The following is a 26,057-nucleotide window of genomic DNA, read 5'->3' as shown; positions in this document are numbered from 1 at the left end:
GGGCGCGCGGCCCCGGCGGATTCGATCACTCGAAGGCGGCGGTGCCGTGCTCGGCGATGGTGGCGTCCATGGTGGCGATGAACTCCTCCGGAGTGATCTCGCCCTGAACGAGCAGGGTCAGCTCCTGCTGCAACCGGGAGTTCGAGGTGGGGTCCAGCTGGGTGTCCCAGGGCATGGCGCTGAGCTCACCGACGGAGTCGGCCTCGGCGATGGCCCGCTCGTACAGGTCCGTGGCGTTGTCCGGGATGGTGGTCTCCACGGTCGTGGTGGGGGAGAGGGCCCCGGTCTCGGCATACAGGGCGGGGTAGCGCTCCAACGCGAAGGCGAGGAAGTCACGCACCAGTGGGTCATAGGTGGCCGCGTTCACGGCCATGCCGATTCCCGACGGCGAGACGTACTCGTCTGCGCCCGTCACCGCTCCCGGGGTGGTGGGGAGGGTGAAGTAGTCGACGTCGTCGCGCACTGTGGCATCGAGATTGTCCGTGGCGAGGTTTGCCAGCTCCCAGGTGCCGATGTTGTAGACGGCGGCGCGGCCCGAGGTGAAGGCGGCCTGCGCGTCTGCGTAGCCGGTGGACGAGAAGCCTTCGCCGAAGCACTCCGCCTCTCCGAGCGAAGCCATCCACTCGACGGCGGCCCGTCCGTCTTCGCTGTCCAGCTGGGCCTCGCCTCGCTTGAGGTCGCGCACGAAGTCGTTGCCGGAGGTACGGAACGGGTAGTAGGCCATGTACCGCTCGAGTGGCCACTGGTCCTGCCCGTCCAGGGCGATCGGGGTGATGCTCGCCTCGCGCAGACCGCGGCACATCTGCGGGAAGTCGTCGAGCGTCTCAGGCACCTGAACCCCGGCCACGTCGAAGAGAGCGCTGTTGTACCAGAACAACTCCACCTGGAACTCGAACGGGATCATGTGCAGGGACCCGTCGTCGAAGCGCTGATAGTTCAGTGCCGCCGGCCGGTAGTCCTCGTACAGGCCCAGGTCGGTGAGTAGTGCTTCGGCGTCCATCATCCGGCCCTGCTCAGCGAGGGTCGCTGCGAAGGGTGTGGCGTCAATGTCGAAGAACTCGGGGAGCTCATTCGCGGCCGCGAGCGTCTCCAGCCGCTGGATATAGGAGGGCCGGTCCGGGGTGGAGATGAGGTTGAGGGCGAATCCCGGGTGCTCGGCGGCGTAGTCGGCGGCGATCTGCTCCATGGTGGTGATCACGCCGCCGTCGGCCGGGCGGGAGAGGAGCCAGGAGATCTCCCGGGCCTCGATCTCTCCTTCGGGGTTGACGTTGCTGGGGTCGGTGTTGCCTGCGGTGCCGCCGGAGCATGCGGCCAGCAGCAGGGCAGCAGCAGTGCTGACGGCGGCGAGGGCCGTGGATCGGATTCGGTTCATGGTCGTCTCCTTTGATCGATCAGGGATGGGCGGGGGAGAGGGAGTGTTCGCGAGGTGCAGGAACGGGGGCTGCGGTCGTGACGCGCAGATCGGTCACCGTCACCGTGCAGTCGGCCGCGAAGATGCCGAGATGGTCACCCCAGGACCGGTACATCCTGGTGCTGACGGTCACCTCGCGGTCCAGCGTCGCTACGCAGATGTCCTCGTCCAGGAGGATCTCCAGCGTGTGGTGTCCCGGAGTCAGGGTGCACGGGCGTTCGAGTTCGACCGCGTGCGGCACGTCCCCGGAGATCTGCCACTGCTCCGTTCCGGTGGTCCGCCGGGGCCAGCGGTCGACGACCATCCGGCCGCGGTCTGGTTCGAGGCGGAGGACGTGTGCCTGGTCGCCGTCGGCACTGGTGCGTAGGAGGATGCCGCACTCGCCGGTGGCGAGGGTGTCCGCTTCCGGGATGTCGAGTTCCAGCCGGATCCGGCACGTCGCCGGTACGGGCGCCGAGGTCAGCACGGCTTGGTAGCCGTCGGGGCGTCCCACGGTCGTCCAGACAGCTGTTGAGTCGGGGTCGACTGCAGCGCCGAGGTCAGCCGCGGTGCCGAGGCCGACCGGGTGATCGGTGCCGAAGGCGGCCGATACCTCGGCCGGTGGGGCGAAGGTGAGGGTGCCGTCGGCGCCTTGATGCGCTTCCAGCACAGCGAGCGTTCCTGCCCATTCCCAGGGGCCGTCGTCGTGAACTCCTTCTTTGGTGGCGATCCACCCGAAGAAGAAGCGGCGGCCATCGCGTGCGGCGGACTTGGCGGCGTAGAAGGCGCGGCCGTCGAGGGAGTCGTGCGCAGGGGCGAGCCAGGGGCCGTCCAGGGTGCGCGCCATCCGGTACTTCGTGGCGAAGGAGTCCGAGAACTCGGAGTAGACCAGGTACCACCAGTCGCCCCAGCGGAAGACGTCCGGGCACTCGTGGGCGATGTGGCGGCCCGGGTCCCACAGTGGGGTGGTCGGGTGCCACGTGCTCAGGTCGGTTGAGGTGAGCTGGGCGAGTACACCGCGGCGACGGTCGGGACCGTCGATGTGGCGGGCCGTGACGATCATGCGCCACTGGCCGTTGTCCTCGTCCCAGAAGACGAACGGGTCGCGCCAGTCGCCGCTCTCGTAGTCCGCTGTCGCACCGAAGGTGTCCTCGCTGCACTTGGCCCAGGTGCGCTGACCGTCGGTGCTGATGGCGTGCATCACGAGCTGCAGCGGGCGGCCGTCCGGTCCGAGTCGACTGGGATTCTGGCCGGTGTAGAAGAGGTGGTCCGTGCCGGTGTAGTCGGTGACGACGCTGCCGGTGTAGACATTGAAGTCCGGGGCGTCCGGACCGCCGGACGGGATGGCCTCGCCGTGCTCGGTGTAGGTGACGAAGTCCCGGGTGGTCACCAGGTGCCAGGGCATCCCTTCGGCGGGGGAGCGGCGGGTCTCGTGCAGGTAGTACAGCCGGAACTCGCCGTCGCGTTCGACGGGGATGACGTCTCCAACCCAGGCTCGGTTCGGGTGGAAGAAGGGGTTCGACACGCGAAGCCTCTCTGCTCGATGCGATGATCAATCGCTTGATCGCCATGATCAAACGCTTGAGCAGACGGTAGCAGGGAGGGGTGGGGCTCGGCAAGAGGTGGGCGAACTGTTTGGCTGACCGGCCTGCCGCTCGTCATTCGGCGGCGGCCCATCCGGTCGCCGGCCTATCTGGTCGAATCTGTTCAGCCGCGATGGCAACCGGCCGTCGAGGGCTGTGAACGGTGAGGGCGTGGCAGGCGAGGTCACCTGGTTCCCCGCCTCCGCGTCGCCTCCTATCCACAACGAAGCGCCCGATGTGGCCCCGCCGCAGGGTCGAGGCGCCCTCCCGGGGCACCTCATCCACAGGCGCATCCCCGATGCGCCGTCGTCCACAACCCCCAACCAGGTTTTTCGTTGCAATACCAACGAATACTCTTGACGACTACGAACGGACGTTCTCAACTGTGGAGTAGGCAGAGCACCCACTATCGGGAACCGTGAGGAGGCGGGAATGAGCAGCACAACCCACATGGGCACCAACCCCGCCGACACCGTCCGAGAAGCCCTGGGGCAACATCTGACCGACGGTGATGCCCCCGGGCAGCTCGCCGTCGTGAGCGCCCTACTCGATGACGTGCTCGCCATCGATCTGCGCCAGGTGCCCTCAGCGGTGCTGCCCGACGTCGTCAGCGAGCTGGAGCAGACCCGGCGACGCCTGGACGCCCTCACCACCGCGACCATGTCCGCGGTCGAAGCCGACGGAACCTGGGCGGTCAGTGGTGCGCGGACGATGGCGTCCTGGTGGTCGAATGCCACCAGCACCCACGGCGGGAAGGCACGGAGCCAGGTGCACCTGTCCCGCACCCTGCGTGACCACCTACCGGCCACCGAGACGGCCCTCGCTGCGGGGGTCATCAGTAGTGATCACGCTGCCGCACTGGCCCGGCACGCCACCACCACAGACGCCCTGCGCGAACGCCTGGCCGACGCCGAAGTCGGGGAGCAGTTCCTCCTAGAGCAGGCGCGGGTGCTGGACGCGGACTCCTTCACTCGGTTGGTCAAGACCTGGGCGATCCGGGCCGACCCCGACGCCGCCGACCGGAACTGGCGTGAAGACTCCGGCAAGGAGCACTTCTTCGTCTCTGCCACCACCGCAGGACGCCGCCTCGACGGATGGCTGGACCACACCAACGGCCAGATCGTGGAGCAAGCCTTCGCCGCGGTCACCGGGGTGCCATCAGTTGATGATGACCGCACCCCGTCCCAGCGCAACGCCCACGCCCTGGTCACGATGGCCCGGTACGTCCTCGACACCGGTGAGTTCCAACCCTCAGCACGGGTCCGCCCCCACCTCCTCGTCCACGTCCCCGCCGACACGTTGCACCGGCTGACCACCACACCGGTCCCAGTTCCAGATCACCATCGCCCCCGCTGCACCTGCCACCACCACACTGGTGCGGGCGCTGGTGGTGCGGGCAGCGCAACCCGCGCGGGCAGCACGGGCAACCACGCGGGCGCAGCGGACAGCACCGGCGGGTGCGAGCCGGTTGAGCCGGGACCGCGCGGGACCGCCCCCGCACTTCCCAGACTGGGCGACACGACCGGTCATACTCCCGGGTGCCCGGCCGACCCGACCGCACCAGTGATCAGCTCAGCCATTGCCCCCCAGCACCTGACCGGTGCCGAACCCGCCACCCTGGCCGATGGCACCCCGATCAGCCACACCGCACTCGCCCACCTGATCTGTGATGCCGAGTTCACCAGGGTCATCCTCGACCCCGACGGTCAGATTCTCGATGTCGGCCGTGCTCAGCGCCTGCACACCCCTGCCCAGACCAGAGCGATCTGGGCGCGCGACCAGTCCTGCCAGCACCCGGGGTGCACCGCACCACCCGGCATCGGGGAGATCCACCACAGCATCTGGTGGTCCCGAGGCGGCCACACCAACACCCACCACGGCATCCTGCTCTGCTGGTACCACCACCGGCTGGTCCACCAACGCGACATCACCATCACCAGACATCAGAACCACTGGCACTTCACCAAGCAAGGTGAGCGACCCATCACCTACCACCACCCGCCACCCTGCGAGAGACCAGCTATCTCACCAGAACTGTCAGATCCGCCGGACAGACCAGCCATCTCACGAGAGTGACCGGGGAGTCGCGCGGTGACATGAGCGCACGTCGGCGAGATCACCCCGCCGGCACGACCACCCTCGCCGCTCGGTCGGTGATCGCGTACACCGCGCCGTGGGCTGACGGGCTGGGCAGCCGTTCGCCGGGGTGGCGTAGAGGCTCAGCCCTCCCTCGCACCGCGCCGGTTCGGTTCTTCCACCTCAGCGGCGTCGACGAACGTGCGGGCCACCTCCAGCCCGGAAGTGTCCTCGAGCCAGAGCAGCAGTCGAGCTGGTCCACCGGGCGGGAGCACGGTCACCGAACTCGACTACCGACCGAACCCGGTGGCGCGCACACTGCGGACGGGGCGCACCGGGGTGCTGGCGCTGATCGTCCCCGAGATCGCCGTGCCCTACTTCAGCGAGCTCGCGCGGGAGGTGATCGACGCTGCCGCCACACATGGTTACCGGGTGATGATCGACCAGACCGGGCACGACCACGAGCGCGAGCGCGAGCTGCTCACCGGGGGTGGGCGGACCATGCTCTTCGACGGCGTCCTGTTCAGTCCGCTGGTGACCAAGTCCGAGCTGCTGGAGATGAAAGGGGAGACCGGCGCCCCGCTGGTGCTACTGGGCGAGCTTGAGTTCGACGGCCGGTTCGACCACGTGGCCATCGACAACTACGCGGCTGCGCGGGACGCCGTCGGGCATCTGCTGAAGGTAGGACGGCGGCGTATCGCCGCGATCGGTGCCCAGCCGCAGGAGGAGTACGCCACGCCTCAGCTGCGCTCGGCGGGGTACCAGGCGGCGCTGGAGGAGGCCGGGATCGCGGTGGACGCGTCGCTCATCCATGCAGCGGGCAGCTATACCCGGGCCGGCGGCTACGCGGCAGCGCAGGATCTCCTCGCCCTGGACGAGCGACCGGACGCGCTCTTCTGCTACTCCGACCTGCTCGCGATCGGGGCGATGCGCGCGGTCTTCGACGCCGGTCTTCGGGTGCCCGAGGATGTCGCAGTGATCGGCATCGACGACGTGGACGAGGGCCGGTACGCGCGCCCGTCTCTGAGCACGGTCGCGCTGGACATCCCGTTCATCGCTCACGAGGCGGTGGCCCGGCTGGTGGCCCGGATCGAGGATCCGGAGGCGGCCGCGCGTGAAGTGGTCGTCCCGCACCGGCTGCAGGTCCGCGAGAGCACGGGCGGCTAGCTCGGGCGCCGCACGGCTTGCCTGCCGCGCCGACGGATAGACTGTTCGCGGTCCAGTCGCCCATACCGGGAGCAGCCACTGTGCGAGCCGTCGTCTATGACCGGTACGGCCCACCGGAGGTGCTGCGCTTGGTGGACCTGCCCCGTCCCGAACCGGCGCACGGTCAGGTGCTCGTGCGAGTGCGTGCCACCTCGGTGAACCTGTCCGACTACGAAACTCTTCGTGGCAAACCGCTGTACGCGAGAATCGGCGGCCTACGGCGACCGGCCCGTTCGGTGCTGGGCTCGGATATCGCGGGCGAGGTCGAGGCGGTCGGCCCCGGGGTCCAGAATCTCCGGCCTGGAGATCGTGTCTATGGCGACAACCTCATGCTCAAGGGCGGTTTCGCCGAGTTCGCTGTGGCGCCGGAACGGGTGCTGACCCCCATACCCGATGGGCTCACCTTTGCCCAGGCGGCCTCGATCCCGCAGGCCGGGGTGATCGCCGCCATCGGTACTGCGCGTGTGGAGCGGGGAATGCGCGTGCTGATCAACGGCGCGGGTGGCGGCTCGGGGATGTTCGCCATTCAGCTCGCGAAGGAGGCCGGAGCGCACGTGACGGGGGTGGACAATGCGGCGAAGGGCGAGTTCATGCGATCCCTGGGTGCCGATGTAGTCATCGACTACCGGACGCAGGACTACACCCGTTCGGGTCGCTACGACGTGGTGCTCGACATGGTGGCTCACCGCTCGATCCTGGCCCGATCCCGAGCGGTGGCCCGCGGCGGGTCCTATCAGTGTGTCGGCGGTTCGGTGCCCGCGGTACTCGGTGCCGTGATCTGGGGTGGCCTGCTTGGCGCCGTGACCCACCGATCGATCGGGATGGCGATGGCCACCGGTGGTCCCGACGAGTTCCGCCCGGTCGCGGACCGCGTCCTCTCCGGAGCCCTGACCGTGCACATCGATCGGACAGTCTCTCTGCCGGAAGTCCCCGAAGCGCTCCGGTATTCCGGCGAGGGGCGCGCACTGGGGAAGGTCGTCGTCACGCCCTGACGGGGTGCCCACACGTGCCCGGATCGCCTTCTCCTGGGTGTGACGAAATAAGCACGGCGCGTTTTGCATAAAAGGGTCCGACCTCGCTAGGTTGGTTAGGCACGCCTCACCTGGAGTGCCAGTTCCGCACCCTCTTGCCGGAAGGACCCCATGTTCCGCACGACTCGCCGCGCTGCCGTCGCGGTTGCCGCCTTCGCCGCACTCGGCTTGGCCGGCTGCTCCGCTGCTGCCGACTCCTCTGAGAACACCGACGCCAACACGTCGGCGGACTCCTCGGACTCCAACGACGCCGCGGACGCCAACGGCGACTGGGCCCCGGTCACCATCGAGCACGCCCTCGGCACCACCACCATCGAAGAACAGCCCGAGCGGGTCGCCGCCATCGGCTGGGCCAACCACGAGGTGGCGCTCGCCCTCGGAATCGTCCCGGTGGGCATGCCGATCACCGCCTGGGGAGACGATGACGACAACGGCGTGCACCCGTGGGTCGAATCGAAGCTGGAAGACCTGGGTGCCGAGATGCCGGTGCTCTACGACGAGACCGACGGCATCGACTTCGAGGCGGTTGCCGATTCCGACCCCGACGTGATCCTCGCCGCCTACTCCGGCCTCTCCCAGGACGACTACGACACCCTCACCCAGATCGCGCCCGTCGTGGCCTACCCGGAGACCGCCTGGGGCACCCCCTGGCGTGAGATCGTCCGCGTGAACGCCACCGGGCTTGGCCTGGAGCCCGAAGGTGAGGAACTGGTCACCGAGATCGAGGACAAGATCGCGGCCGCCGTCGCCGAGCACCCCGAACTCGAGGGCGCCACCGCCATGATGGTCACCCACGTCGACCCCTCGGACCTGAGCGAGATCAGCTTCTACAACGCCTACGACACCCGCACCCAGTTCTTCGAGGACCTGGGTATGACGATCCCCGCCAGCCTCGTCGAGGTCTCCACCGACCCCACCGTGTGGAACGGCAGCGTCAGCACCGAACAGGCCGACATCTTCAACGACGTCGACATCTTCGTCACCTACGGCGGCCAGGAGCTCATCGACGCTCTCGAAGCCGACCCGCTGCTGTCCCAGTTGCCTGCCGTGGCCAACGACGCGGTCGTCAACCTCCCCGGCGACGCCCCGCTCGGCACCGCCGCGAACCCCACCCCCTTGCAGGTGCTCGAATCGGACCTGGTCGAGCAGTACGTCGCGCTGCTGGCTGACGCCGCCGCCAACGGCTGACCACACTCGACACCGGCTGAGGAGCCCCGATCACCGCCGCCGCCACCACTGCACCCGCCGCGAACGCTGCACTCACTCTGCAGCGCTCGCGGCGGGTGCGCGTGCTCGCCCTGCTGACCCTGACGGCGGCGCTGCTGGCGGTCATGATCGTGTCCGTCTCGTTCGGGTCACGTGAGGTGGGTCTGGACGACATCCTCGCCGCACTCGCTGGCTCGACCGACGGCTTCGACCACGGCGCCGTCGCCCGCCGGATCCCACGGACCTGGATGGCAGTGATCGCCGGTGCAGGGCTCGCCGTCTCCGGGGCCGTGATGCAAGGCGTCACCCGCAACCCGCTCGCCGACCCCGGCATCCTGGGCGTCACCACCGGCGCCTCGCTCGCCGTGGTCATCGGCCTCGCCTGGTTCGGTCTGGCCTCGGCGACGTCCTACATCCTCGTCGCGATCCTCGGCGCCGGCGCCACGGCCACGTTCGTCTACATCGTCGGATCCCTCGGGCGTGACGGAGCCACGCCCCTGAAGCTGGCGCTCGCCGGTGCGGCCACGGCCGCCGCTCTGTCATCCTTCGTCACGGCGGTCGTCCTGCCCCGCCAGGACATCGCCGAAGGAGCGGTGTCCTGGCAGATCGGTGGCGTCGGCGGTGCCACGGCCGCCTCGATCACCACGGTGGGACCCTTCCTCGCGGTCGGGTTCGCCATCTGCCTGCTCATGGCGAAAGGGCTGAACACCCTCGCCCTCGGCGACGAGCTGGCCGCCGGACTGGGGGAGCGGGTGGGTCGCACCCGGGCCGTGGCCGCGTTCGGTGCGGTGGTGCTCGCAGGTGCCGTGACCGCCGTCACCGGACCGATCGCCTTCGTCGGACTGGTCGTCCCTCACGTCTGCCGCCTGGTGGCCGGTCCCGACCACCGCTGGCTGCTACCGCTGAGTGCTCTCGGCGGTGGGATCCTGCTCACTGCCGCCGATGTGCTCGGCCGGGTCGTCGCCCGTCCCGAGGAGATCGACGTCGCGATCATCACCGCGATCATCGGTGCACCGGTATTCATCGCGATCGTGCGCCGGCACAAGGTGCGTGCCCTGTGAGTATCGTCCGCACCCGCCCGCACGAGAGCGCCGAGAGTTCACCCCATCGGGCCGGCGAGCTCACTCCGCTGCGCACACCGGATCTCAGAGCAGCCGTGACCACGGTGACCTCGGCTCGGACGGCGAGGCTACGCCGTCGGCGGATCGTGATCGCCGTGCTCGCAGCACTCGTGGTGGCTCTCTTCGCGACCTCCCTGATGGTGGGGCGTACGTTCTATCCGCCCGCGGACGTCCTCGCGGTGATCGCCGGCCACGACGTGCCCGGCGCGAGCTTCACCGTCGGCACCCTGCGGCTGCCGCGTGCCTGCGTGGCCGTGCTCACCGGCGCCTGCTTCGGGCTCGGCGGCGTGACCTTCCAGACCATGCTGCGCAACCCGCTCGCCAGCCCGGACGTCATCGGCATCACCTCCGGGGCCGGTGCCGCAGCCGCCGTGGCGATCGTGTTCTTCTCCCTCGGTGGATTCGCCGTCTCGGTGGTGGCGGTCCTGGCAGGTGTGGCCGTCGCCATGGCGGTGTACCTGCTCGCCTACCGCGGCGGTGTGGCCGGCACGCGGCTCGTGCTGGTCGGCATCGGAGTGGCCGCGATGCTGAACAGCGTCACCTACTACGCCCTCGACAAGGCGCCGCAGTGGGAGCTGCAGGAGGCGATGCGGTGGCTCTCCGGGAGTCTGAACGGAGCCAGCTGGAAGGATGCCCTCCCGCTCGCGCTGGCGATGGTGGTGCTCGGCCCGCTGCTGCTGGCCCAGGTGCGCAACCTCGGCGCACTGCAGCTCGGCGACGACACAGCCGCCGCCCTGGGCGTGCGCACCGAACGCACCCGCATCGTGGCCATCCTCGCGGCCGTCGGACTGATCACGTTCGCGACGGCGGCCGCCGGCCCGATCGCCTTCGTCGCCTTCCTCGCCGGTCCCATTGCCGCCCGGATCGTGGGTCCGCGCGGATCGATGCTCATCCCGGCCGCACTCGTGGGTTCCCTGCTGGTGCTGGTGGCCGACCTGGCGGCGCAGTTCGCCTTCGGCACCAAGTTCCCGGTGGGCGTCGTCACGGGCGTGCTCGGCGCGCCCTATCTGGTCTACCTGATCATCCGCACCAACCGCACCGGAGGTGTGCTGTGACCCGCGACCGCGCGCTCACCGTGGAGAACCTCACGGTCGGATACCACGAACGGATGGTGATCGACGGCCTCAGCCTCGCGATCCCTCCCGGGCAAATCACCGCGATCGTCGGTGCGAACGCGTGCGGGAAGTCCACGCTGCTGCGCTCGATGAGCCGGCTGCTCAGCCCCCGCGGCGGGCAGGTGCTGCTCGACGGGAAGGCCGTGCACCGCATGCCCGCCAAGGAGCTGGCCCGGCAGCTCGGGCTGCTGCCGCAGTCACCGATCGCCCCGGAGGGGATCACCGTGGCTGACTTGGTCGGGCGCGGCAGGCACCCGCACCAGCGGATCCTGAGCCGCTGGACCAGCGCTGACGACGAAGCGGTCGCCGACGCGCTCACCGTCACCGACACCGTCGAACTGGCCGACCGGCCCGTGGACGAGCTCTCCGGTGGTCAGCGCCAGCGGGTGTGGATCGCGATGGCGCTGGCCCAGCGCACCGACGTGTTGCTGCTGGACGAGCCCACGACGTTCCTCGATGTCAGCCACCAGGTCGAGGTGCTGGACCTGCTCACCGATCTCAACACCGCCCGCGGCACCACGATCGTGATGGTGCTGCACGATCTGAACCTGGCGGCCCGCTACTCCGACCACCTCATCGCCTTGGGTGAAGGCGCCCTGCATGCGGCCGGGACGCCGTCGGAGGTACTCACTCCTGCCCTGGTGGAGGCCGTGTTCGGGTTGGCGAGCCAGGTCATCGTGGACCCGGTCTCGGGGACCCCGCTGATGGTGCCGAAGGGGCGTCACCACTCCGGGCGCTCCGCTGCACCCCGCCGTGCTGAATCCATCTCCCACCTCGCCGAGCGCTGAGGTGCTCGGCATCGCCAGCCGAAACGCCGAGCAACTCAGCGCTCGTGTTGCTGGAATGGGCAGGTCGGGCCGGCTGGGGTCGGTTCTTAGGCCCGGCCCACGCCAGCGGGCCCGCGCCCGATGAGCCGTTCGAACCGCTTCGGGATCCCATCAGTGACGGGTGTGATGATCGTGCGCCCCTCCTCGGGCCGTTCCACCACGTCATAGGAGGCGAACGCACACGGCAGACCGCGAGCCACCCGTAGGTCAGCCGAGTCCATCAGCTGCAGGTGCAGGTGCGGCATCGTGGAGTTGCCGCTGTGCCCCACACGGCCCACGAACTCACCTGCCCGCACCCGCTGACCGGACCGCACCTGCGCACTGTGCCGCTGCAGATGCCCCAGACCGACGAACACGGGACCGCCGCGGTGGTCGGCGGCCCGCAGGATCACATGGTTGCCGAGCACCGCCGCCATCTGGGCCACGCTCTCCGGCCGGAAAGTCGCGGCGGTGTGCATGGTGCGGGCCGCCTCGCGGGCAGGATGCACCCAGCCACGCTCGCGCACGCCATCGACCACCCGGATCACCTCGGCGTCGCACGGCGCGTGGATCGGCTGCCCCCAGCCGTAGAACTCCCGGGTCGGCGCGCCGCTGAGCAGCATCCGCCAGGTAGGCGCCGGATGAGCGTGGAAGCCCGGACGGTGGTCCACCTGGACGAAGTCGTAGGCGAACCGCTGGCCCAGCAGATCGGTGCCGTGGCTGGGGATACGTTCGGCGGGCGTCGTCACCGCGGTCCAGCCGGATCCGCGCAACGGGAAGTCGACGATGATCGCATCGTGCAGGGCATCGCGTGAGGGCACGAAGCAGACGCTACCCGGCCGGGAGGAATGTCCGGCCGGCACCCGCCGTTGCGCTGACCATGGACTTCAACCAGCAGATCATCGACACCTTCCGGGCCAACAACGGCGAGGTCAACGAGCCAATGCGATTCGGCACGTCACTCGTGCTCGTGCACGTGCCGAAGAAGGACGGAACCGAGCGGGTGCGGCCGCTGGCCTCGATCCACCTGGACAACGGCTGGCACGTCGTGGCCTCGGCTGCGGGCGCCCCGAAGCATCCGGCCTGGGTGTACGGCTTGCGCCGCGCCCAGCATGTGCAGATCGAGGTGCCGGGCGAGCCGATCCGCACTCTGACCGCCGCAGTCAGCGAGCTCGAGGAGCCCGCGCGAGCGGCCATGTGGGAGCGGTTCAAAGCCCTCTCGCCCGGATTCGCCGAGTACGAGAAGACCTCTGAGGGTCGCGTGTTTCCGATCTTCCGGCTCTCCGGCCTGGACTGATCGGACCCCGTGGGCGCCAACCGATTGTGGTGGCCGCGCGGGCATGGTTGTCTGGACGGGTGAGCTCTTCGATCGGTGACTACGCACTCCTGGCTGACCTGCACACCGTAGCTCTGACCTCCACCGACGGCAGTATCGACTGGCTCTGCCTGCCGCGTTTTGACTCCGACTCGGTGTTCGCCGCCATCCTCGGCACGCCCGATCATGGCCGCTGGCTGATGGCACCCTCGCAGGGCACGCTCACCGGGCGGTCCTACGAACCGGGCACCTTCGTGCTCCGCAGCTCATGGTCCACTCCCACGGGGGAGTGCGAGATCGTCGAATTCATGCCGATCGACGGTGACCGGGCCGATATCGTGCGTTCGGTTCGATGCACCGCCGGCGAGGTGACGATCGTGCACGACCTGCGGCTGCGGCCCGAGTACGCCGCCTCGTTGCCGTGGGTACGGCGAGAGGGAGAGGGGCAGGGCGACGAGGGTGTGACACTGGTCGCGATCGCCGGCCCGGACGCCTACCTGCTCCGCGGGCCTGCTCTGACGGCGGCCGGTCGCCGTCACGAAGGGTCCTTCACCCTGACCGAGGGGGAGGAGGCGGTGTGGGATCTGACCTGGTCGGCCTCCTACCGGCCCGAACCAGACCCGCTGGACGTGCCTGCGGCACTGGAGGAGACGCGTACCTACTGGCGGGAGTGGGTTGGCAAGGCGAGCGTGCACGGGCACTGGTCGGGCGCCGTCGAACGCTCGTTGCTGGTGCTGCGGGCGCTGACCCACGTGGAGACCGGTGGCATCGTGGCGGCGCCCACCACCTCCCTGCCGGAGGACCCGGGCGGCGAGCGCAACTGGGACTACCGGTACTGCTGGCTGCGCGATTCCGCCCTCACGCTGGAGGCGTTGCTCGCACACGGGCGCACCGGAATCGCCCACCACTGGCGCGACTGGCTGCTGCGGGCCGTGGCCGGAGACCCCGACGATCTGCAGATCATGTACGGCATCGCCGGTGAGCGCCAGCTCCCCGAACGCATTCTTGACCACCTGCCCGGCCACCTCGACTCCCGGCCGGTGCGCATCGGCAACGGTGCCGTCGCGCAGTTCCAGGCGGACGTCGTCGGTGAGGTGATCATCGCACTGGACAAGCTGCGGCGTGCAGGTGTGGACGAGGACGAGTTCTCCTGGTCGCTGCAGCGGGCGATGATCGATTTCGCCGCCCGGCACGTCGATCGCAAGGACCAGGGCCTGTGGGAGATGCGCGGCGATCCGCACTACTTCACCCACTCCCGGGTGATGGTGTGGGCGGCGCTGGACCGGGGTGTGCGGGCGGTCTCCGACTTCGGGCTCCCCGGGCCGGTGGAGGAGTGGGCTCGGCTGCGCGAGGAACTGCGCACCGAGATCCTGACCCGTGGCGTGCATCCGGTGACCGGCGGGTTCGTGCAGCACTATGACACCGATGAGGTCGACGCCTCGCTGCTGCAGATCCCGCAGACCGGGTTCGTTCCCTACGACGATCCGCGGATGCTGATGTCGGTGGCGCAGATGGAGGTCGAGCTCATGCACGATGGGCTGCTGCTGCGCTACCGCACCAACGGTACTGACGGGTTGAGCGGCGACGAGTACCCGTTCCTGGCGTGCTCGTTCTGGCTGGTCGAGCAGTATGCCTTCAGCGGCCGGGTCGAGGAGGCGACCGCGCTGATGGATCGGCTCGTCGACTGCGGGACCGATCTGGGGCTGCTCGCCGAGGAGTATGACCCGGACGGTCAGCGGCAGATGGGAAACTTCCCGCAGGCCTTCTCGCACCTGGCGCTCGTGCGCGCCGCCGATGCCCTCGAAGACGTCGCCCCCACCGATCGGAGCCCTCGTTGAGCTGCACCCTCGTCATCCTCGGCGCCTCCGGGGATCTGACCGGACGTCTACTGTTGCCGGGGATCGGGTCCTTGCTCGAGCGTGAACCGGACCGAGAGCTGCGGATCGTGGGCTCGGACCGGGTGGAGATGAGCGATGCCGCGTTCGGTGAGGTGCTCGAGCGCACCCTGACCGCCGGGGGTGCACCGGCGCCCGTGGCTCGCAGGATCGCCGACGGCGCCGCGTACGTTCGCGCCGATGTCACCGATCCGGAGGCGTTGCGCACGGTGCTCGGTCAGGCCGCGGGGTGCGCTGTCGGGGCGCGTACCGGTGGGCGCCGCGCCCACCCGGCCACGCCCGACGGCGCAGGTCACCTCGTGCTGTACTTCGCCCTCCCGCCCGCGGTCACGGAGAAGGTGTGCGAGGCACTGCAGGAGGTGGAGTTGCCCGAGCGCACGCATCTGGCGATGGAGAAGCCGTTCGGACGCAATGAGGCGAGCGCCCGGAATCTGAACGAGCTGGTCGCCACGCTCGTGCCGGAGCAGCAGGTGCACCGCGTGGACCACTTCCTCGGCAAGTCCACAGTGCTGGACCTGATCGCGCTGCGATTCGCGAACCGGCTGTTCCAGGCGGTGTGGAGCGCAGAGCACATCGAGTCCATCGAGATCGCCTACGACGAGTCGCTCGCCCTGGAGGGCCGGGCGGGGTACTACGACCATGCGGGTGCGTTGCGGGACATGATCCAGTCTCACCTGCTGCAGGTGCTGGCGCTGGTGACGATGGAACCGCCGGCGCGGATCACCGACCGGGACTTGCGGGACGCGACAGCCGCGGTGCTGCGGGCGACCCGGTTGTGGGGCGGAAGCCCCGCGGCAGCGAGCCGGCGGGCGCGGTACACGGCCGGGACGGTTGGCGAACGGCAGGTGCCGGCCTACGTCGACGAGGAGGGGGTGGTTCCCGGGCGCGAGACCGAGACCCTCGCTCAGCTCACGGTCGAGGTGGCCAATCCCCGGTGGGCGGGTGTGCCCATCACGTTGCGCTCGGGCAAGGCGCTCGGGGTCACGCGTAAGCATGTGGTGATCACCTTCGCCGACGTGCGGCACCTGCCGGACGGGTTGCACGGTCCAGATCCGAAGGACCGGTTGGTCATCGGGCTCAGCCCGGACGTGATGGAGCTGCGGATCACCACCAACACCACCTCCGACCCGCTCGCGCTCGAGCAGAGCGTGTTCGCGACCACGCTGCGTGAGGCCGAGCTGGAGGCCTACGGTGAAGTGCTCGCCGGGATCCTCGACGGCGACCCGATGCTCACCGTCCGTGGCGATGCGGCCGAAGAGTGCTGGCGCATCTGCGATGACGTGCTCGCCGCCTGGGCCGGGGGAGAGGTGCCGATGGAGGAGTACTCGGCCGGCACGGCTGTCCCGTCCTCCTGGGGCGCCGCTCTGGAGTAGCGCGCCCACCGGACTGGACGGGTCGCCACCCCGTCCCCCTGAAATCGCTCGTCGATCTGGCGCCCCCCTCCCGAAATCGCTCGTCGATCTGGTCGCCAGATCGACGAGCGATTTCAGGGAGGGGGACTGCGTACCCTGGGGGCCGTGCGTATCGCCTCGGTCAACATCAACGGCATTCGTGCCACCCACCGGCGCGGCTTCGGGGAGTGGATGGTCTCCCGGGACTGCGACGTGCTCACCCTGCAGGAGGTGCGCTGCGCCGTCGGGGATCTGCCTGAGGGCGCCTTCGGGGACTATCACGCCACCTATGATCCTGGCGGCATTCCGGGGCGCAACGGTGTCGCGATCCTCACCCGGAGAGCTCCGGCTGCCGTCCGTACCTGGGGCGCTGAGGTGCTGGTCCATGCCCCGGACGCTGGGCGTTCCTGGGCGGCGGGCGGCGGTCACGGCACCCTGGCCCGGGGTATCGCGCGGTACGCCGCCGAGGGTCGTTATCTCGAGGTCGACCTCGCCGACGAGCCGTTCACCGTGGCTACGCTCTACCTGCCCAAGGGCGGGCTCCCGGCGCATTTGCAACTGGCCGGCCGGATGCGGGAGGCTCCCGACGGCGGTGCCAAGTACGAGCGCAAGATGCACTTCCTGGACGCCTTCGCCCGTCAACTTGCCCGATCGCGCAAGGCCGCTCGAGCCCGCGGCCGGGAGTTCCTCCTCACCGGTGATCTCAACATCGCCCACACTCGCCTGGACGTGGCGAACTGGCGGCGCTCCCAGCAGGCGGAGGGCTTCCTGCCGGAGGAGCGAGACTGGCTCGACCGCCAGCTGAGCCCTCGTACGTTGGTGGACGTGGTCCGTCGCCTGTATCCGCACGCCGAGGGTCCGTACTCCTGGTGGAGTTGGCTGGGCGGGGCATACGAGCGGGATACGGGTTGGCGGATCGACTACCACCTGGCGACGCCCGGTCTCGCCCGCCGGGCAGTGACCGCCGAGGTGGACCGTGACTATCGCGGGGTGCGGCTCAGCGATCACGCGCCGGTCGTTGTCGACTACGCCGCGGGACGAAACTGACGGGCCAGGGCCACTCCGTGCCACATTTGGCACGGACTTCCCCAGCGCCGTCAGTTCCGTCCGGTCATTGCCTGGTCAGCGCCCGGTCGGGCGAGCCTTGCGCACCCGCAGCGCCGCACCGAGCAGCAGCATGAGCCCGGCGCCGAGGACCAGGGCCAGCAGTCCGTCGGAACCAGTGTCGGCGAGATCCCCGCCGGATCCGGAACCGTCAGACCCGCCGCCTGCATCGTCGGAGCCCGCACCGTCCGGTCCCGCCCCATCGGATCCACCGTCCGAACCAGCGTCGGATCCACCGGTCCCGGCACCGGCGACCACGAAGGTCATCACCTCCGAAGTGGTGACGGCACCGTTCGGGTCGGCCGACTGCACGAACCAGCCGTACTCGCCCGGCTCGGTCAGGGTCCAGATCGCCGAGAGAGTGACGGATCCATCCGGGTTCGGCACCGGCATCCGGGCCAGCGATCGCTGCCCGTCCGCTGAGCCTGCACCGGACATCCCCGTGGCAACATCCTCGAACGTGGCGATCACCGTCTCGCCGAGCACCTCGGCCGTGAAGGAGTCCGTCACGAGCTCCCGGTCCTGCGCAGTGATCCGCAGATCGGCGTAGGAGATCGAGAAGTCCTGGTAGACGTACGGGTCTTCCGCGGGTCCAAGCAGGCTCGGCTCGTCGGAGTTGTACCGGTTCTCGGAGGGGCTGAACGTGCGCACCATCATCTGCTCGGACTCATTGTCGAAGTGGAGCAGGCGCAGGTAGCCCAGGCCGCCCTCGGGCAGACCCTGATAGTCGAACAGCATCGAATGCACCAGCCGGTCCTCGACGCCGTCGCCGTCGTCGTCGAAGCCGTCCACCCGGAGGAAGGCATCGTGGTAGTGGCCGGAGGTGACCATCCGCACGTTCGGATTGGTAGCCACCACCTCGTCCATGATCCGTTGCGGGATCGGTCCGAGACCACCGGTGGTGAGCATGAACTCGTGCAGGTTCACGATCGCCACCCGCTCGGGGTGAGCGGCGAGAACCTCGTTCATCCACGCGATGTCATCGTCGCCCGGGTCCCATCCCATGTACAGCATCAGGAAGTCGATCCCGCCGGCGCTGATGAGGTCGTAGTGGCCGCGGTTGTCCTGGAAGGACTCGCCGTACCAGGGGTTGCCCTCGTAGCGGTCGGCTCCGAACCATGCCGAGTACTGGCTGTAGTCGGCGAGTTGGTTGCCCACGTCGTGGTTACCGGCGAGCACCCCGTAGGGGAGCCCGGCTTCGTCGAACCGTGCGTACTGCGGGTCGGCGTTCTCCCACTGGTAGGGCTGGTCGAAGTCGTCGACGATGTCGCCGGTGTGGATCACGTACTGGAGGTTGAGCTCCTCGCGGCGCTCCAGCAGGTAGTCGTGGATGGCCACCTGGTGGTCGTAGAACTCCTCGTTGTAGTACTGCGTGTCCGACTCCCAGCCGATTGTGAAGTCGTACTCGCTGCGCGGGGTGTCGTCCGGGTGGTGGGGGTCGAGGTCCTCCCGCGGGCTCTGGTCGGCTCCGGCGAAGCCCTCGGAGTGCTGGACCAGCACCGTCACCTCACCGCCGGCAGCATGATCACCGACGGCGACCGTTCCGCCCAGGCTGAACTGCTCACCATCGGCCGTGGTCAGGTGACGGTCCACCTCGACCCAGGCTCCGCCGTCGGCGGCCAGGGCGTACAGGATCACCTGCGCTTCGGCGTCCGCCGTGCCCTCCCAGGCCAGGCGGACGTCCGCACCGGCGCCCGCCTCGGCAGGCACCTGCACCTCGAACTGCGTGAACGGGAAGGCGGAGCCGGAGGTCACCGGCGCCAGACCGGCGTCAGTTGTCAGGTCCGCGGCCGTGAGCACACTGCCCTCGCGCTCCAGGGCGGCCGCGTCCTGGGTGGTGCCCTGCGTGGTGGTGATCTCTTCGTCGCCCAGTTCGTAGCGGTAGCCCTGCCGGAACTCCACATCCAGCGGGTCGCCGGTCGGGTCGGAGACCGACGCGGTCAGGGTCACATCGCCCGGCTGCACTTCGGCACCGTCGGTGGGTCCGGTCGCGGCCGCACCTGGGAACTCGTCGGGCACCGCAAATACGGTGACCGATTCGGTCGTGTTGCCGAGGCTGTCGGCGGCAGTGATGACCAGTTCGTGCTCGCCCGTGGCGAGGTCGATCGAGGACGTGGTGTGCGGCAGTTCGATGCCGGAGCCGTCGAGAGTGGCGGTCACCGTCTCCACACCGGATCCGGAGCCGTCGCTGATCTCGGCGTCCAGGACGATCTCGCCCTGATAGGTCTGCCCGTCGGCTACCGACGGCGTCACCTCCGGCGCGGTGTTGTCCACCACCACCGTGGCACTCGCCTGGTGCTCGCCATCGGTCGCACTCACCTCGTACTCGCCGTCAGCCACAGCAGTCGTATCCCAGGTGTGGGCCAGTGCGGTGTAGGCGTCATCGGGGAGCGTGAAGACTGAGTCGTAGAAGTCGAGCTTGCCGCTGGAGTCGCCCATCGCGATCGTCTGGCTCGGGTCGTCGTAGCCGTCCGGGGTCAAGGTGCGTCCGTCCGGCAGCAGCAGCCGCATCCCGGAGATGACGAAGTCGTCATTGTTCTCGTCGGGGTCGATCTCCGGCGCGGCCTTGGTGCCGGCCCAGATGCTGACGGTCAGGTCCTCGCCCTGGGTCACGTACTCCAGCGGTACCGGGGTGGACATGGTCACCGTGTTGGCGTAGGTGCCCTCGTCGAAGATGTACAGCACGTCCTCACCGATGCGGACACCGTTGCGGAAGTAGAAGTCGGTCTGGGAGACCTCGAACACGAACTGCGGTGCCCGCTCTAGGCCGGCTTCGGTGTCCACGGACGTGCCGTCGATCGCCAGGTCGAGCGTGGGCGGGTAGGCCTCGCCGGCGGCGGAGATGCTGGTGGTGCCGGAGACGAACTGCCCGTCGGTGACGTTCAGCCGTACCGGTTCCGTCGAAGCACCGGCGACCGGGACCTGGACGGTCTCGGTGGTCTGGCTGTTGGTCCCGTCGGTGATGGTGAGGCTGTAGGTGTAGGAGGACTTCCCGGTCAGATCCACCGCCGAGACGGTGGTCCGGTACAGGTTGTCTCCGGCGTGGGTGAGGTTGACCTCCCTCGGTGGTGCGTCGGCAGCAACATCGATGTCGTTGGTCAGGCTCAGCGTCGCAGTGCGGACCTGGACATCGTCAGTGATCTCGAACTCGAGGGTGAAGTCCTGCGTGGGGTCGATCTCTGCCGGGGTGAGGTCCTCGATCACCGGCGCGGTCATGTCCTCGGGGACCACCATGAGCCCGTCGGGGATCTGGTCGGCCTGCACGCGGCCGGGTGTGGCGGGGGCAGTGTCGAGCAGGGTCTGCAGCTGCAGGTCCTCGGAGACCGCGTAGCGGATGCCCTGGTCGGGTGAGGTGTCATCCGCCTCGGTCATGTTGTAGTAGGCCCGGTTGACGTCGAACCCGGTGTTCGTCCGGATCGCCAGCCCACGGGAGGAGCCGTTGGCCATTCCGCCTTGGTAGATCTCCACCAGGTCCTCACCGAGGGTGAGGGCGGAGCCGTAGTGGGCGTTGAACTCGGCGTCACCGAGATCGTCGTTCTGGCCGTTCTTGATCCAGAGCACCAGGGTGCCGGCCGGGTCGATCACCACATCGCGAGGCACGCTGGGCCAGTGCGCCTCGTTGGTGTTGGTGGTGAAGTCCTGCGGGTACAGGTAGGTCAGGGCGTAGTCGGAGAAGTCGACCGGTTCGGAGGTGGCGTTGTACACCTCGATGAACTCATATCCGTCCGCCGTGCCCACGTTGCTGGAATCCGGGGTGACCTCGGTGATCTGCAGCGGGGCAGTCACGAGGTCCGGGTCCGGCTCCGGGGACGGTTCGGGGTCCGGGCCCGGTGGCGGGTCGGCGGGCACGAGCTGCTCGGCTTCGATGCTGCCCGGCGTGGGGGTCACGCCCGATGCCAGCACTGGGTAGGAGGATTCCTCGGTGGTGGCGGGCAGCCGGAACGTCGCGCTCACGTCGTTGCCGAGGCCGTCGATGTAGTAGGACCAGGTGGTCTCGCTCGCTCCGGTCACGCGGATGCCACGGCCGCCGCCATTGGCCATGCCGGGCTGACCGGTGGCATGGGCGAGTGGGGCGTCGTCGGCGAGCCCGGTGTGTGCGCGGAAGTCGGCGTCGGTGTAGTCGAAGGAGTTCACGGTGCCGGAGCTGTTCGTGTACCGCAGCCACACCACCAGCGTCTCGCCGGCTGCGATCTGCGTCTCACCCTCGAGCGCGAGTGGCGCATCGCCGCTGGTGTCGGGGGAGTCGCCGTAGATGTAGGCAAGCTGGTAATCGTTCACGTCGACGGTGGACGTACCGGGGTTGTGCAGCTCGAACCACTCGAAGTGGTCGTAGCCGGCGTTGTTCGGGACCACCTCGGAGACGAAGAGCGCGTCTCGCTCGGCTGCTGTAGCGGGGGTAGCGACGCCGAACGCGGCGAGTGTGCATGCGGTGAGGGCGGCGACTAGTCGGGCTTGCCTGCGGGCCACGGGGAACCTTCGGTTCGGGGACGGGACCCACGCAGGCTAGGGAGGTCAGGCGAACGGCGGTTGACCAGCAGGGGACGTCCAGGTGACCAGTGAGGTACTGGCAGGTCCGCGTGACCACGGCGACCGGGATGGCGCACCGCGGGGCATAGTGGTGCACGGCGCGACGCATCCGTGTCGGTTCGGTCACGGGCCTAGCCCGCGGGCAGCCCGCGCCGGTGCCTAGACTGACGCGATGGCCGAGTTCGAGCCCGAGGCGGTGCGGGTGACCCGCCAGTTGCGCGATGACATCATCGACGGAATCCGGGCGCCCGGCAGCAGACTGGTTGAACGAGAGGTGGCCGAGCAGCTGCAGGTCAGCCGCGTTCCGGTGCGGGACGCACTGAAGGTTCTTGCTGCCGAGGGCCTGGTGACGCCCCGTCCTCGCTCGTGGGCGGTGGTGCGTGAGTTCACTGCCGACGACGTCGCCGAGCTCACCGAGGTGCGTGAAGCCCTCGAGGTGCTGACCTTCCGATTGGCGGCTCAGCGCCGGGACCGTGCTGGGGTGCAGCAGCTGCAGGAAGTGGTGGAGCGCGAGCTTGCCGCAGCGCGCGCCGGTGATGCCGTGGGTGCTCGGCGGGCGGCCGCAGATTTCCACGAAGTGGTGACATCGCTGGCTCGTAACTCCCTGCTGCGCGAGCTCGAGGGAACGTTGCGGAGCCGGATGCGGTGGCTGCTGAGCCAGCACGACGACGTGGATCAGGTGGCGCTAGAACATGATCGGTTGGCGCGCGCTGTGGCAGCGGGGGATGTCGCGGGCGTCGCGGCGCTCGCGGATGAGCACCTGCGACGGTCCCGGGAGTGGAGTGGTGCACGGCTGGGGCGAGTACCGTAGCAATACGTTTGGTATACCATTCTTCGGTGGCTGATCTTCTTCTGCGCAACATCCGCCCCTGGGGTGGCGAATCCGTTGACCTGACCATCGCCGGTGATCGCATCACCGACGTTGCGCCCACGGGCACGAGTGCACCGGTGAGAGAGGTGACGGGAACGGGCGAGGCGAGCTCCGCCGTCGTGGACGGACGGGGGCTGCTGGCGCTGCCGGGCTTCATCAACGCCCACGCTCATGTGGACAAGAGCTGGTGGGGCCAGCCGTGGCAGCCCTACGGAGGCGTGGCTACCACCCAGGGACGCATCGAACACGAGCGCGCCCGGCGGGAGGAGCTGGGCATCCCCAACGTGGAGAGCACGGTGGCGGTGCTGCGGGAGTTTCTGCGCCACGGGACGACGGCGGTGCGCACCCACGTCGATGTCGACCTGGGCGTGGGGCTGCGGGGGATCGAGACCGTTCGGGTTGCGGCCGAGCAACTCGGTGGCGGGATCGACCTCGACGTTGTCGCCTTCCCGCAGGACGGTGTGGTCCGACGTCCTGGAGTGATGGAGCTACTGGACCGGGCCGCGGCCGAGGGGGCCGATCGCATCGGGGGCATCGACCCGTGCACGATCGACCGGGACCCGGTCGCCCAGCTTGACGGACTGTTCGACATCGCCGAGCGCCGAGGAGTGGGCCTCGACATCCACCTGCACGATGGTGGTGAGCTGGGTGGGTTCCAGTACGACTTGATCGTCGAACGGGTGCGGCGCAGCGGGCTGTACGGGAAGGTCACCATCTCCCACGGCTTCGCGCTCGGGGACCTGGCGCCCGCACGGCAGGCGGATCTGCTGGCCGAGCTGGCGGAGCTGGGGATCTCATGGACGACGGTGGCGCCGGTGGGTTCGGCCCCGTTGCCGTGGCAGCAGATGCGCGATCTCGACGTCGCGCTCGGACTGGGCACGGACGGTATCCGCGATCTGTGGTCGCCGTTCGGAGACGGGGACATGCTGCGTATCGCGCTCGCCTTCGCCCGGTTGCACCGCTTGCGCACAGACGAGGACCTTCGGTACGCGGCCGAGTTGGCCGGCGTTCGGGCGGCTGGTTTCGTCGGGCGAGAAGAGCGTGATCTGGTGCCCGGTGCGCGGGCCGATGTGGTGCTCGTGGATGCCGAGAACGTTCCGGACGCGCTGGTGAGGGTACCTCGCCGGGAGCTGGTGGTTGCGGGCGGCAACGTCGTGGTTCGTGAGGGCGCGCTGCTGTGAACCTCGAGTGAGGTCGGTGGTAGCACGCATGCCCGGATGTATCGGCTGCGTGCGTCGGCGCACGCGCCAGGCGCTCGGGTTCGACGACCAGGCGCCGGATCAGCCACCCGTCAGCCGCCCGTGGGGTGGACGATCTTGCGCAGGTGCTCGTGAGCAGCGCGTGGAACCGTCACCGTCTCCACGGCCTCACCGCCGTCGCACGTGGTGAGGTCGACGGCGATGCCTTCGCGCACCAGCTGCGTGCGGTATCCGCCGCCGGCCGTCACCCAGCGATGAATCTGCTCCAACGGTGACGCGGTCACCGCGGGGAATACGTGAGGCAGTCCGCCTCATCCGCTCCCGCGCCGACGCGTACTGACGAAGCGGTGCATTCCAGTGACGAGTTGTGTGAGCAATCCGAACGTTGGCACGCGCCCACGTGCGAGACGACCTTGTCGAGGCCGCCCTTGGAACTGAGCGGGATGAAGGTCGCGCAGTGCGCCTCACCGGGCGATCCGGCGATCGTGACCGCGGCGGCGTGGCAGTGCGAGTGGTCGTTGTAGGAGCAGCCGTCCACCGAGCATTCGGCAACGGTGGGCAAATCTGCGAGTGTACTCATTCGAAATACCTCCCATAGGGCCGATGTGATTCAAGAATAGACCCGTTCGCGCATTGCCGACAGTGGAGAATTTCCGCATTCGGGGAGGTCATTAATGAATGATCATCGTCAGGTATTTCGCGGTCGATCGGCGAGAACCGGTGCCCTCGCGCGCGGCTGTCGGTGCCGGCGGGCACAATGAGGGCATGCGTATCGCTCGCGTCTACGACCCGGTCGGCTCCGACGACGGGGTGCGGGTGCTGGTGGACCGTCTCTGGCCGCGTGGTCTCAGGCGTGAGGACCCCCGCACTGGCACCTGGCTGCCAGAAGTCGCACCCAGCAACGAACTGCGCCGGTGGTACGGCCACTCACCGGATCGGTTCGCGGAGTTCGCCGAGCGCTATCGCAGCGAGCTGGATTCGGGCGAGGCATCACAGAGCCTGCACCAGCTGCGACGACTGCAGCGCGAGGGCGAGGTGACCCTGGTCACGGCAACCCGGGAGACCGAGTTGTCCCACGCCGTCGTGCTGGCTGAGATTCTGACTGAACCGGTGCGGCTGCGGCGCGGCGCCGAACCTGCGACCCCGCGGAACACGCCCACCCCGGCGGAGGAGTCATGAGCAACGTCGAGGCACGGCCGGAGGAAGTGGTCTGCGCCGGTCAGTCAGGGCCAGGAATCCAGGTGCTCGAACCGCGAGATGTGCCACTCGGTGGGCCGCGTGCGATGACCGTGCGGCGCACCCTGCCGCAGCGGGCGCTGTCGCTGATCGGCGCGTGGTGCTTCCTCGATCACTACGGACCCGATGACGTCTCGGTCACCGGCGGGATGGACGTACCGCCCCACCCGCACACCGGGCTGGCGACGGTCAGCTGGTTGTTCTCCGGGCAGATCGAGCACCGCGACAGCGCCGGGCACGAGGCCCGCATCGGGCCGGGGGCGTTGAGCCTGATGACCGCCGGTGCTGGGATCAGCCACTCCGAGCGGTCGACGGCCGAGACTACGGTGCTGCACGGGGTGCAGATGTGGGTCGCCCTCCCGGAGGACGCGCGGTTCGGCGAGCGCGGCTTCACCCGGTACGAGCCTCCCGTGGTGCACGGGGAGGGGTACGCGGCGCAAGTCTTCCTCGGCAGTGCCTTCGGGGACTCGGCGCCGATCTCCACTGCGACGCAGCTGCTGGGAGCCGAGGTTCGGCTCAAGCCGGGCGCCCGCGTACTGGTGGACCAGCCGGGCTTCGAGCTCGGGGTGCTCGTCGACACCGGTGAGGTCACGATGGGCGGCACGGCGCTGCCGGCCGGGCACCTGGGATTCCGGGAAGCCCGCGAGGAATCGCTGGTGCTCGCGGCTGGCGGTGAGGGCGCACGGGTCGTGGTCTTCGGCGGCCCGCCGTTCGGTGAAGAGATCGTGATGTGGTGGAACTTCGTGGGCCGTGATCACGACGAGATCGTCGCGTTCCGCAGCGCGTGGCAGACCGAGATCGGCGCCGAGAGTGGCGGTCCGGAACATCCCCGGTTCGACCTCCCGGCGGATCCGGCACCGGCGCTGCCAGCGCCGACGCTTCCGCCCGTGCGGATCCGGCCACGCGCCGGCCGCCGCCGTGACTGACGGCCGGTCGCTGACCATAGGCTGGGACCATCCCGCTCACTCACTGGAAGGACTCTGCC

At 68.9% G+C, this 26,057-nt stretch carries 22 protein-coding genes; 15 read left to right on the top strand and 7 right to left on the bottom strand.

The annotated features are described in order from the left end of the window. Positions 1–25 precede the first annotated feature (25 nt). Together IM660_RS11455 and IM660_RS11450 are read right to left on the bottom strand one after the other, a co-directional pair. A complete protein-coding gene (locus IM660_RS11455) occupies positions 26–1,372 on the bottom strand; it encodes an ABC transporter substrate-binding protein (protein ID WP_193495618.1) in 1,347 nt (448 codons plus the stop codon). Positions 1,373–1,391: 19 nt separating this feature from the next. Beyond that, complete coding sequence (locus IM660_RS11450; protein WP_193495616.1) at positions 1,392–2,915, bottom strand: glycoside hydrolase family protein; 1,524 nt, start codon at positions 2,913–2,915, stop codon at positions 1,392–1,394. Between the two features lie 490 nt (positions 2,916–3,405). On the opposite strand from IM660_RS11450, the gene IM660_RS11445 reads away from it, so the two are divergent. Then, positions 3,406–5,049: an HNH endonuclease signature motif containing protein gene (locus tag IM660_RS11445; protein WP_193495614.1), complete on the top strand. Its 1,644-nt coding sequence runs from the start codon at positions 3,406–3,408 to the stop codon at positions 5,047–5,049. A gap of 143 nt (positions 5,050–5,192) precedes the next feature. Here the strand turns inward: IM660_RS11445 and IM660_RS11440 are convergent, their stop codons facing one another. Continuing rightward, positions 5,193–5,330 (bottom strand): hypothetical protein, encoded by a 138-nt coding sequence (locus tag IM660_RS11440; protein WP_218958793.1) that lies wholly within the window; start codon positions 5,328–5,330, stop codon positions 5,193–5,195. Between the two features lie 25 nt (positions 5,331–5,355). On the opposite strand from IM660_RS11440, the gene IM660_RS11435 reads away from it, so the two are divergent. The 6 genes from IM660_RS11435 (at position 5,356) to IM660_RS11410 (ending at position 11,516) form a co-directional block, all read left to right on the top strand. Beyond that, a complete protein-coding gene (locus IM660_RS11435; protein WP_193499544.1) occupies positions 5,356–6,216 on the top strand; it encodes a LacI family DNA-binding transcriptional regulator in 861 nt (286 codons plus the stop codon). 80 nt (positions 6,217–6,296) lie between these two features. Beyond that, entirely contained in the window at positions 6,297–7,247 is a 951-nt protein-coding gene (locus IM660_RS11430) for an NAD(P)-dependent alcohol dehydrogenase (protein ID WP_193495612.1), read from the top strand. Positions 7,248–7,397: 150 nt separating this feature from the next. After that, on the top strand, positions 7,398–8,474 hold the full coding sequence (locus tag IM660_RS11425; RefSeq protein ID WP_193495611.1) for an iron-siderophore ABC transporter substrate-binding protein: 1,077 nt from the start codon (positions 7,398–7,400) through the stop codon (positions 8,472–8,474). 95 nt (positions 8,475–8,569) lie between these two features. Further along, the gene (locus tag IM660_RS11420) at positions 8,570–9,553 is read left to right on the top strand and encodes a FecCD family ABC transporter permease (RefSeq protein WP_246464915.1); all 984 of its coding nucleotides are present in this window, start codon (positions 8,570–8,572) and stop codon (positions 9,551–9,553) included. Positions 9,554–9,621: 68 nt separating this feature from the next. Then, positions 9,622–10,668 (top strand): FecCD family ABC transporter permease, encoded by a 1,047-nt coding sequence (locus IM660_RS11415; RefSeq protein WP_193499371.1) that lies wholly within the window; start codon positions 9,622–9,624, stop codon positions 10,666–10,668. 53 nt (positions 10,669–10,721) lie between these two features. After that, positions 10,722–11,516 carry an ABC transporter ATP-binding protein gene (locus IM660_RS11410; protein WP_425503884.1) on the top strand — a complete coding sequence of 265 codons (795 nt, stop codon included), beginning with the start codon at positions 10,722–10,724 and terminating at the stop codon, positions 11,514–11,516. An 86-nt stretch (positions 11,517–11,602) separates the two neighbouring features. Here IM660_RS11410 and IM660_RS11405 read toward each other — a convergent pair whose 3' ends face one another. After that, positions 11,603–12,355, bottom strand: a complete 753-nt coding sequence (locus IM660_RS11405; RefSeq protein WP_193495607.1) for a M23 family metallopeptidase — start codon at positions 12,353–12,355, stop codon at positions 11,603–11,605. On the opposite strand from IM660_RS11405, the gene IM660_RS11400 reads away from it, so the two are divergent. The 4 genes from IM660_RS11400 to IM660_RS11385 all read left to right on the top strand — a co-directional run bounded on the left by IM660_RS11400 (position 12,346) and on the right by IM660_RS11385 (position 17,182). Beyond that, positions 12,346–12,831, top strand: coding sequence for a nitroreductase/quinone reductase family protein (locus tag IM660_RS11400; protein WP_193495605.1), 486 nt, complete (start codon positions 12,346–12,348; stop codon positions 12,829–12,831). The genes IM660_RS11405 and IM660_RS11400 overlap by 10 nt on opposite strands. A gap of 26 nt (positions 12,832–12,857) precedes the next feature. Next, positions 12,858–14,687: a glycoside hydrolase family 15 protein gene (locus IM660_RS11395; RefSeq protein ID WP_343071975.1), complete on the top strand. Its 1,830-nt coding sequence runs from the start codon at positions 12,858–12,860 to the stop codon at positions 14,685–14,687. After that, entirely contained in the window at positions 14,684–16,117 is a 1,434-nt protein-coding gene (locus IM660_RS11390; protein ID WP_193495602.1) for a glucose-6-phosphate dehydrogenase, read from the top strand. The genes IM660_RS11395 and IM660_RS11390 overlap by 4 nt, the downstream gene beginning before the upstream one ends. Before the next feature lie 144 nt (positions 16,118–16,261). Continuing rightward, positions 16,262–17,182, top strand: coding sequence for an exodeoxyribonuclease III (locus IM660_RS11385; RefSeq protein WP_193495600.1), 921 nt, complete (start codon positions 16,262–16,264; stop codon positions 17,180–17,182). A 75-nt stretch (positions 17,183–17,257) separates the two neighbouring features. Here IM660_RS11385 and IM660_RS11380 read toward each other — a convergent pair whose 3' ends face one another. Further along, the gene (locus IM660_RS11380) at positions 17,258–21,706 is read right to left on the bottom strand and encodes a lamin tail domain-containing protein (RefSeq protein ID WP_193495598.1); all 4,449 of its coding nucleotides are present in this window, start codon (positions 21,704–21,706) and stop codon (positions 17,258–17,260) included. A gap of 232 nt (positions 21,707–21,938) precedes the next feature. Here IM660_RS11380 and IM660_RS11375 point away from each other — a divergent pair, with 232 nt between their 5' ends. Both IM660_RS11375 and IM660_RS11370 read left to right on the top strand, forming a co-directional pair. Further along, on the top strand, positions 21,939–22,577 hold the full coding sequence (locus IM660_RS11375) for a GntR family transcriptional regulator (protein WP_193495596.1): 639 nt from the start codon (positions 21,939–21,941) through the stop codon (positions 22,575–22,577). Positions 22,578–22,603: 26 nt separating this feature from the next. Further along, complete coding sequence (locus tag IM660_RS11370) at positions 22,604–23,818, top strand: amidohydrolase (RefSeq protein ID WP_193495594.1); 1,215 nt, start codon at positions 22,604–22,606, stop codon at positions 23,816–23,818. A gap of 110 nt (positions 23,819–23,928) precedes the next feature. Here the strand turns inward: IM660_RS11370 and IM660_RS11365 are convergent, their stop codons facing one another. Together IM660_RS11365 and IM660_RS11360 are read right to left on the bottom strand one after the other, a co-directional pair. Next, the gene (locus IM660_RS11365) at positions 23,929–24,120 is read right to left on the bottom strand and encodes a hypothetical protein (RefSeq protein WP_193495593.1); all 192 of its coding nucleotides are present in this window, start codon (positions 24,118–24,120) and stop codon (positions 23,929–23,931) included. Further along, positions 24,117–24,416, bottom strand: a complete 300-nt coding sequence (locus IM660_RS11360; protein WP_193495591.1) for a DUF1540 domain-containing protein — start codon at positions 24,414–24,416, stop codon at positions 24,117–24,119. The genes IM660_RS11365 and IM660_RS11360 overlap by 4 nt, the downstream gene beginning before the upstream one ends. A gap of 185 nt (positions 24,417–24,601) precedes the next feature. Here IM660_RS11360 and IM660_RS11355 point away from each other — a divergent pair, with 185 nt between their 5' ends. Both IM660_RS11355 and IM660_RS11350 read left to right on the top strand, forming a co-directional pair. Then, positions 24,602–25,015, top strand: coding sequence for a DUF488 domain-containing protein (locus tag IM660_RS11355; protein WP_193495589.1), 414 nt, complete (start codon positions 24,602–24,604; stop codon positions 25,013–25,015). Then, positions 25,012–25,998, top strand: coding sequence for a pirin family protein (locus IM660_RS11350; RefSeq protein ID WP_193495587.1), 987 nt, complete (start codon positions 25,012–25,014; stop codon positions 25,996–25,998). Before IM660_RS11355 ends, IM660_RS11350 begins: the two co-directional genes overlap by 4 nt. Positions 25,999–26,057 lie beyond the last annotated feature (59 nt).

The organism is Ruania alkalisoli (assembly GCF_014960965.1).
Lineage (GTDB): Bacteria > Actinomycetota > Actinomycetes > Actinomycetales > Beutenbergiaceae > Ruania > Ruania alkalisoli.
Note: the sequence above shows the minus strand (reverse complement) of the source record. Positions and strands in the feature narration are given on the sequence as shown.

Bases quoted from the DNA above. Each gene is read 5' to 3' on its own strand.
- IM660_RS11410 (WP_425503884.1), top strand. From the start codon at position 10,722: ATGGTGATCGACGGCCTCAGCCTCGCGATCCCTCCCGGGCAAATCACC.
- IM660_RS11445 (WP_193495614.1), top strand. From the start codon at position 3,406: ATGAGCAGCACAACCCACATGGGCACCAACCCCGCCGACACCGTCCGA.
- IM660_RS11455 (WP_193495618.1), bottom strand. From the start codon at position 1,372: ATGAACCGAATCCGATCCACGGCCCTCGCCGCCGTCAGCACTGCTGCT.
- IM660_RS11360 (WP_193495591.1), bottom strand. From the start codon at position 24,416: ATGAGTACACTCGCAGATTTGCCCACCGTTGCCGAATGCTCGGTGGAC.
- IM660_RS11375 (WP_193495596.1), top strand. From the start codon at position 21,939: ATGGCCGAGTTCGAGCCCGAGGCGGTGCGGGTGACCCGCCAGTTGCGC.
- IM660_RS11425 (WP_193495611.1), top strand. From the start codon at position 7,398: ATGTTCCGCACGACTCGCCGCGCTGCCGTCGCGGTTGCCGCCTTCGCC.
- IM660_RS11350 (WP_193495587.1), top strand. From the start codon at position 25,012: ATGAGCAACGTCGAGGCACGGCCGGAGGAAGTGGTCTGCGCCGGTCAG.
- IM660_RS11355 (WP_193495589.1), top strand. From the start codon at position 24,602: ATGCGTATCGCTCGCGTCTACGACCCGGTCGGCTCCGACGACGGGGTG.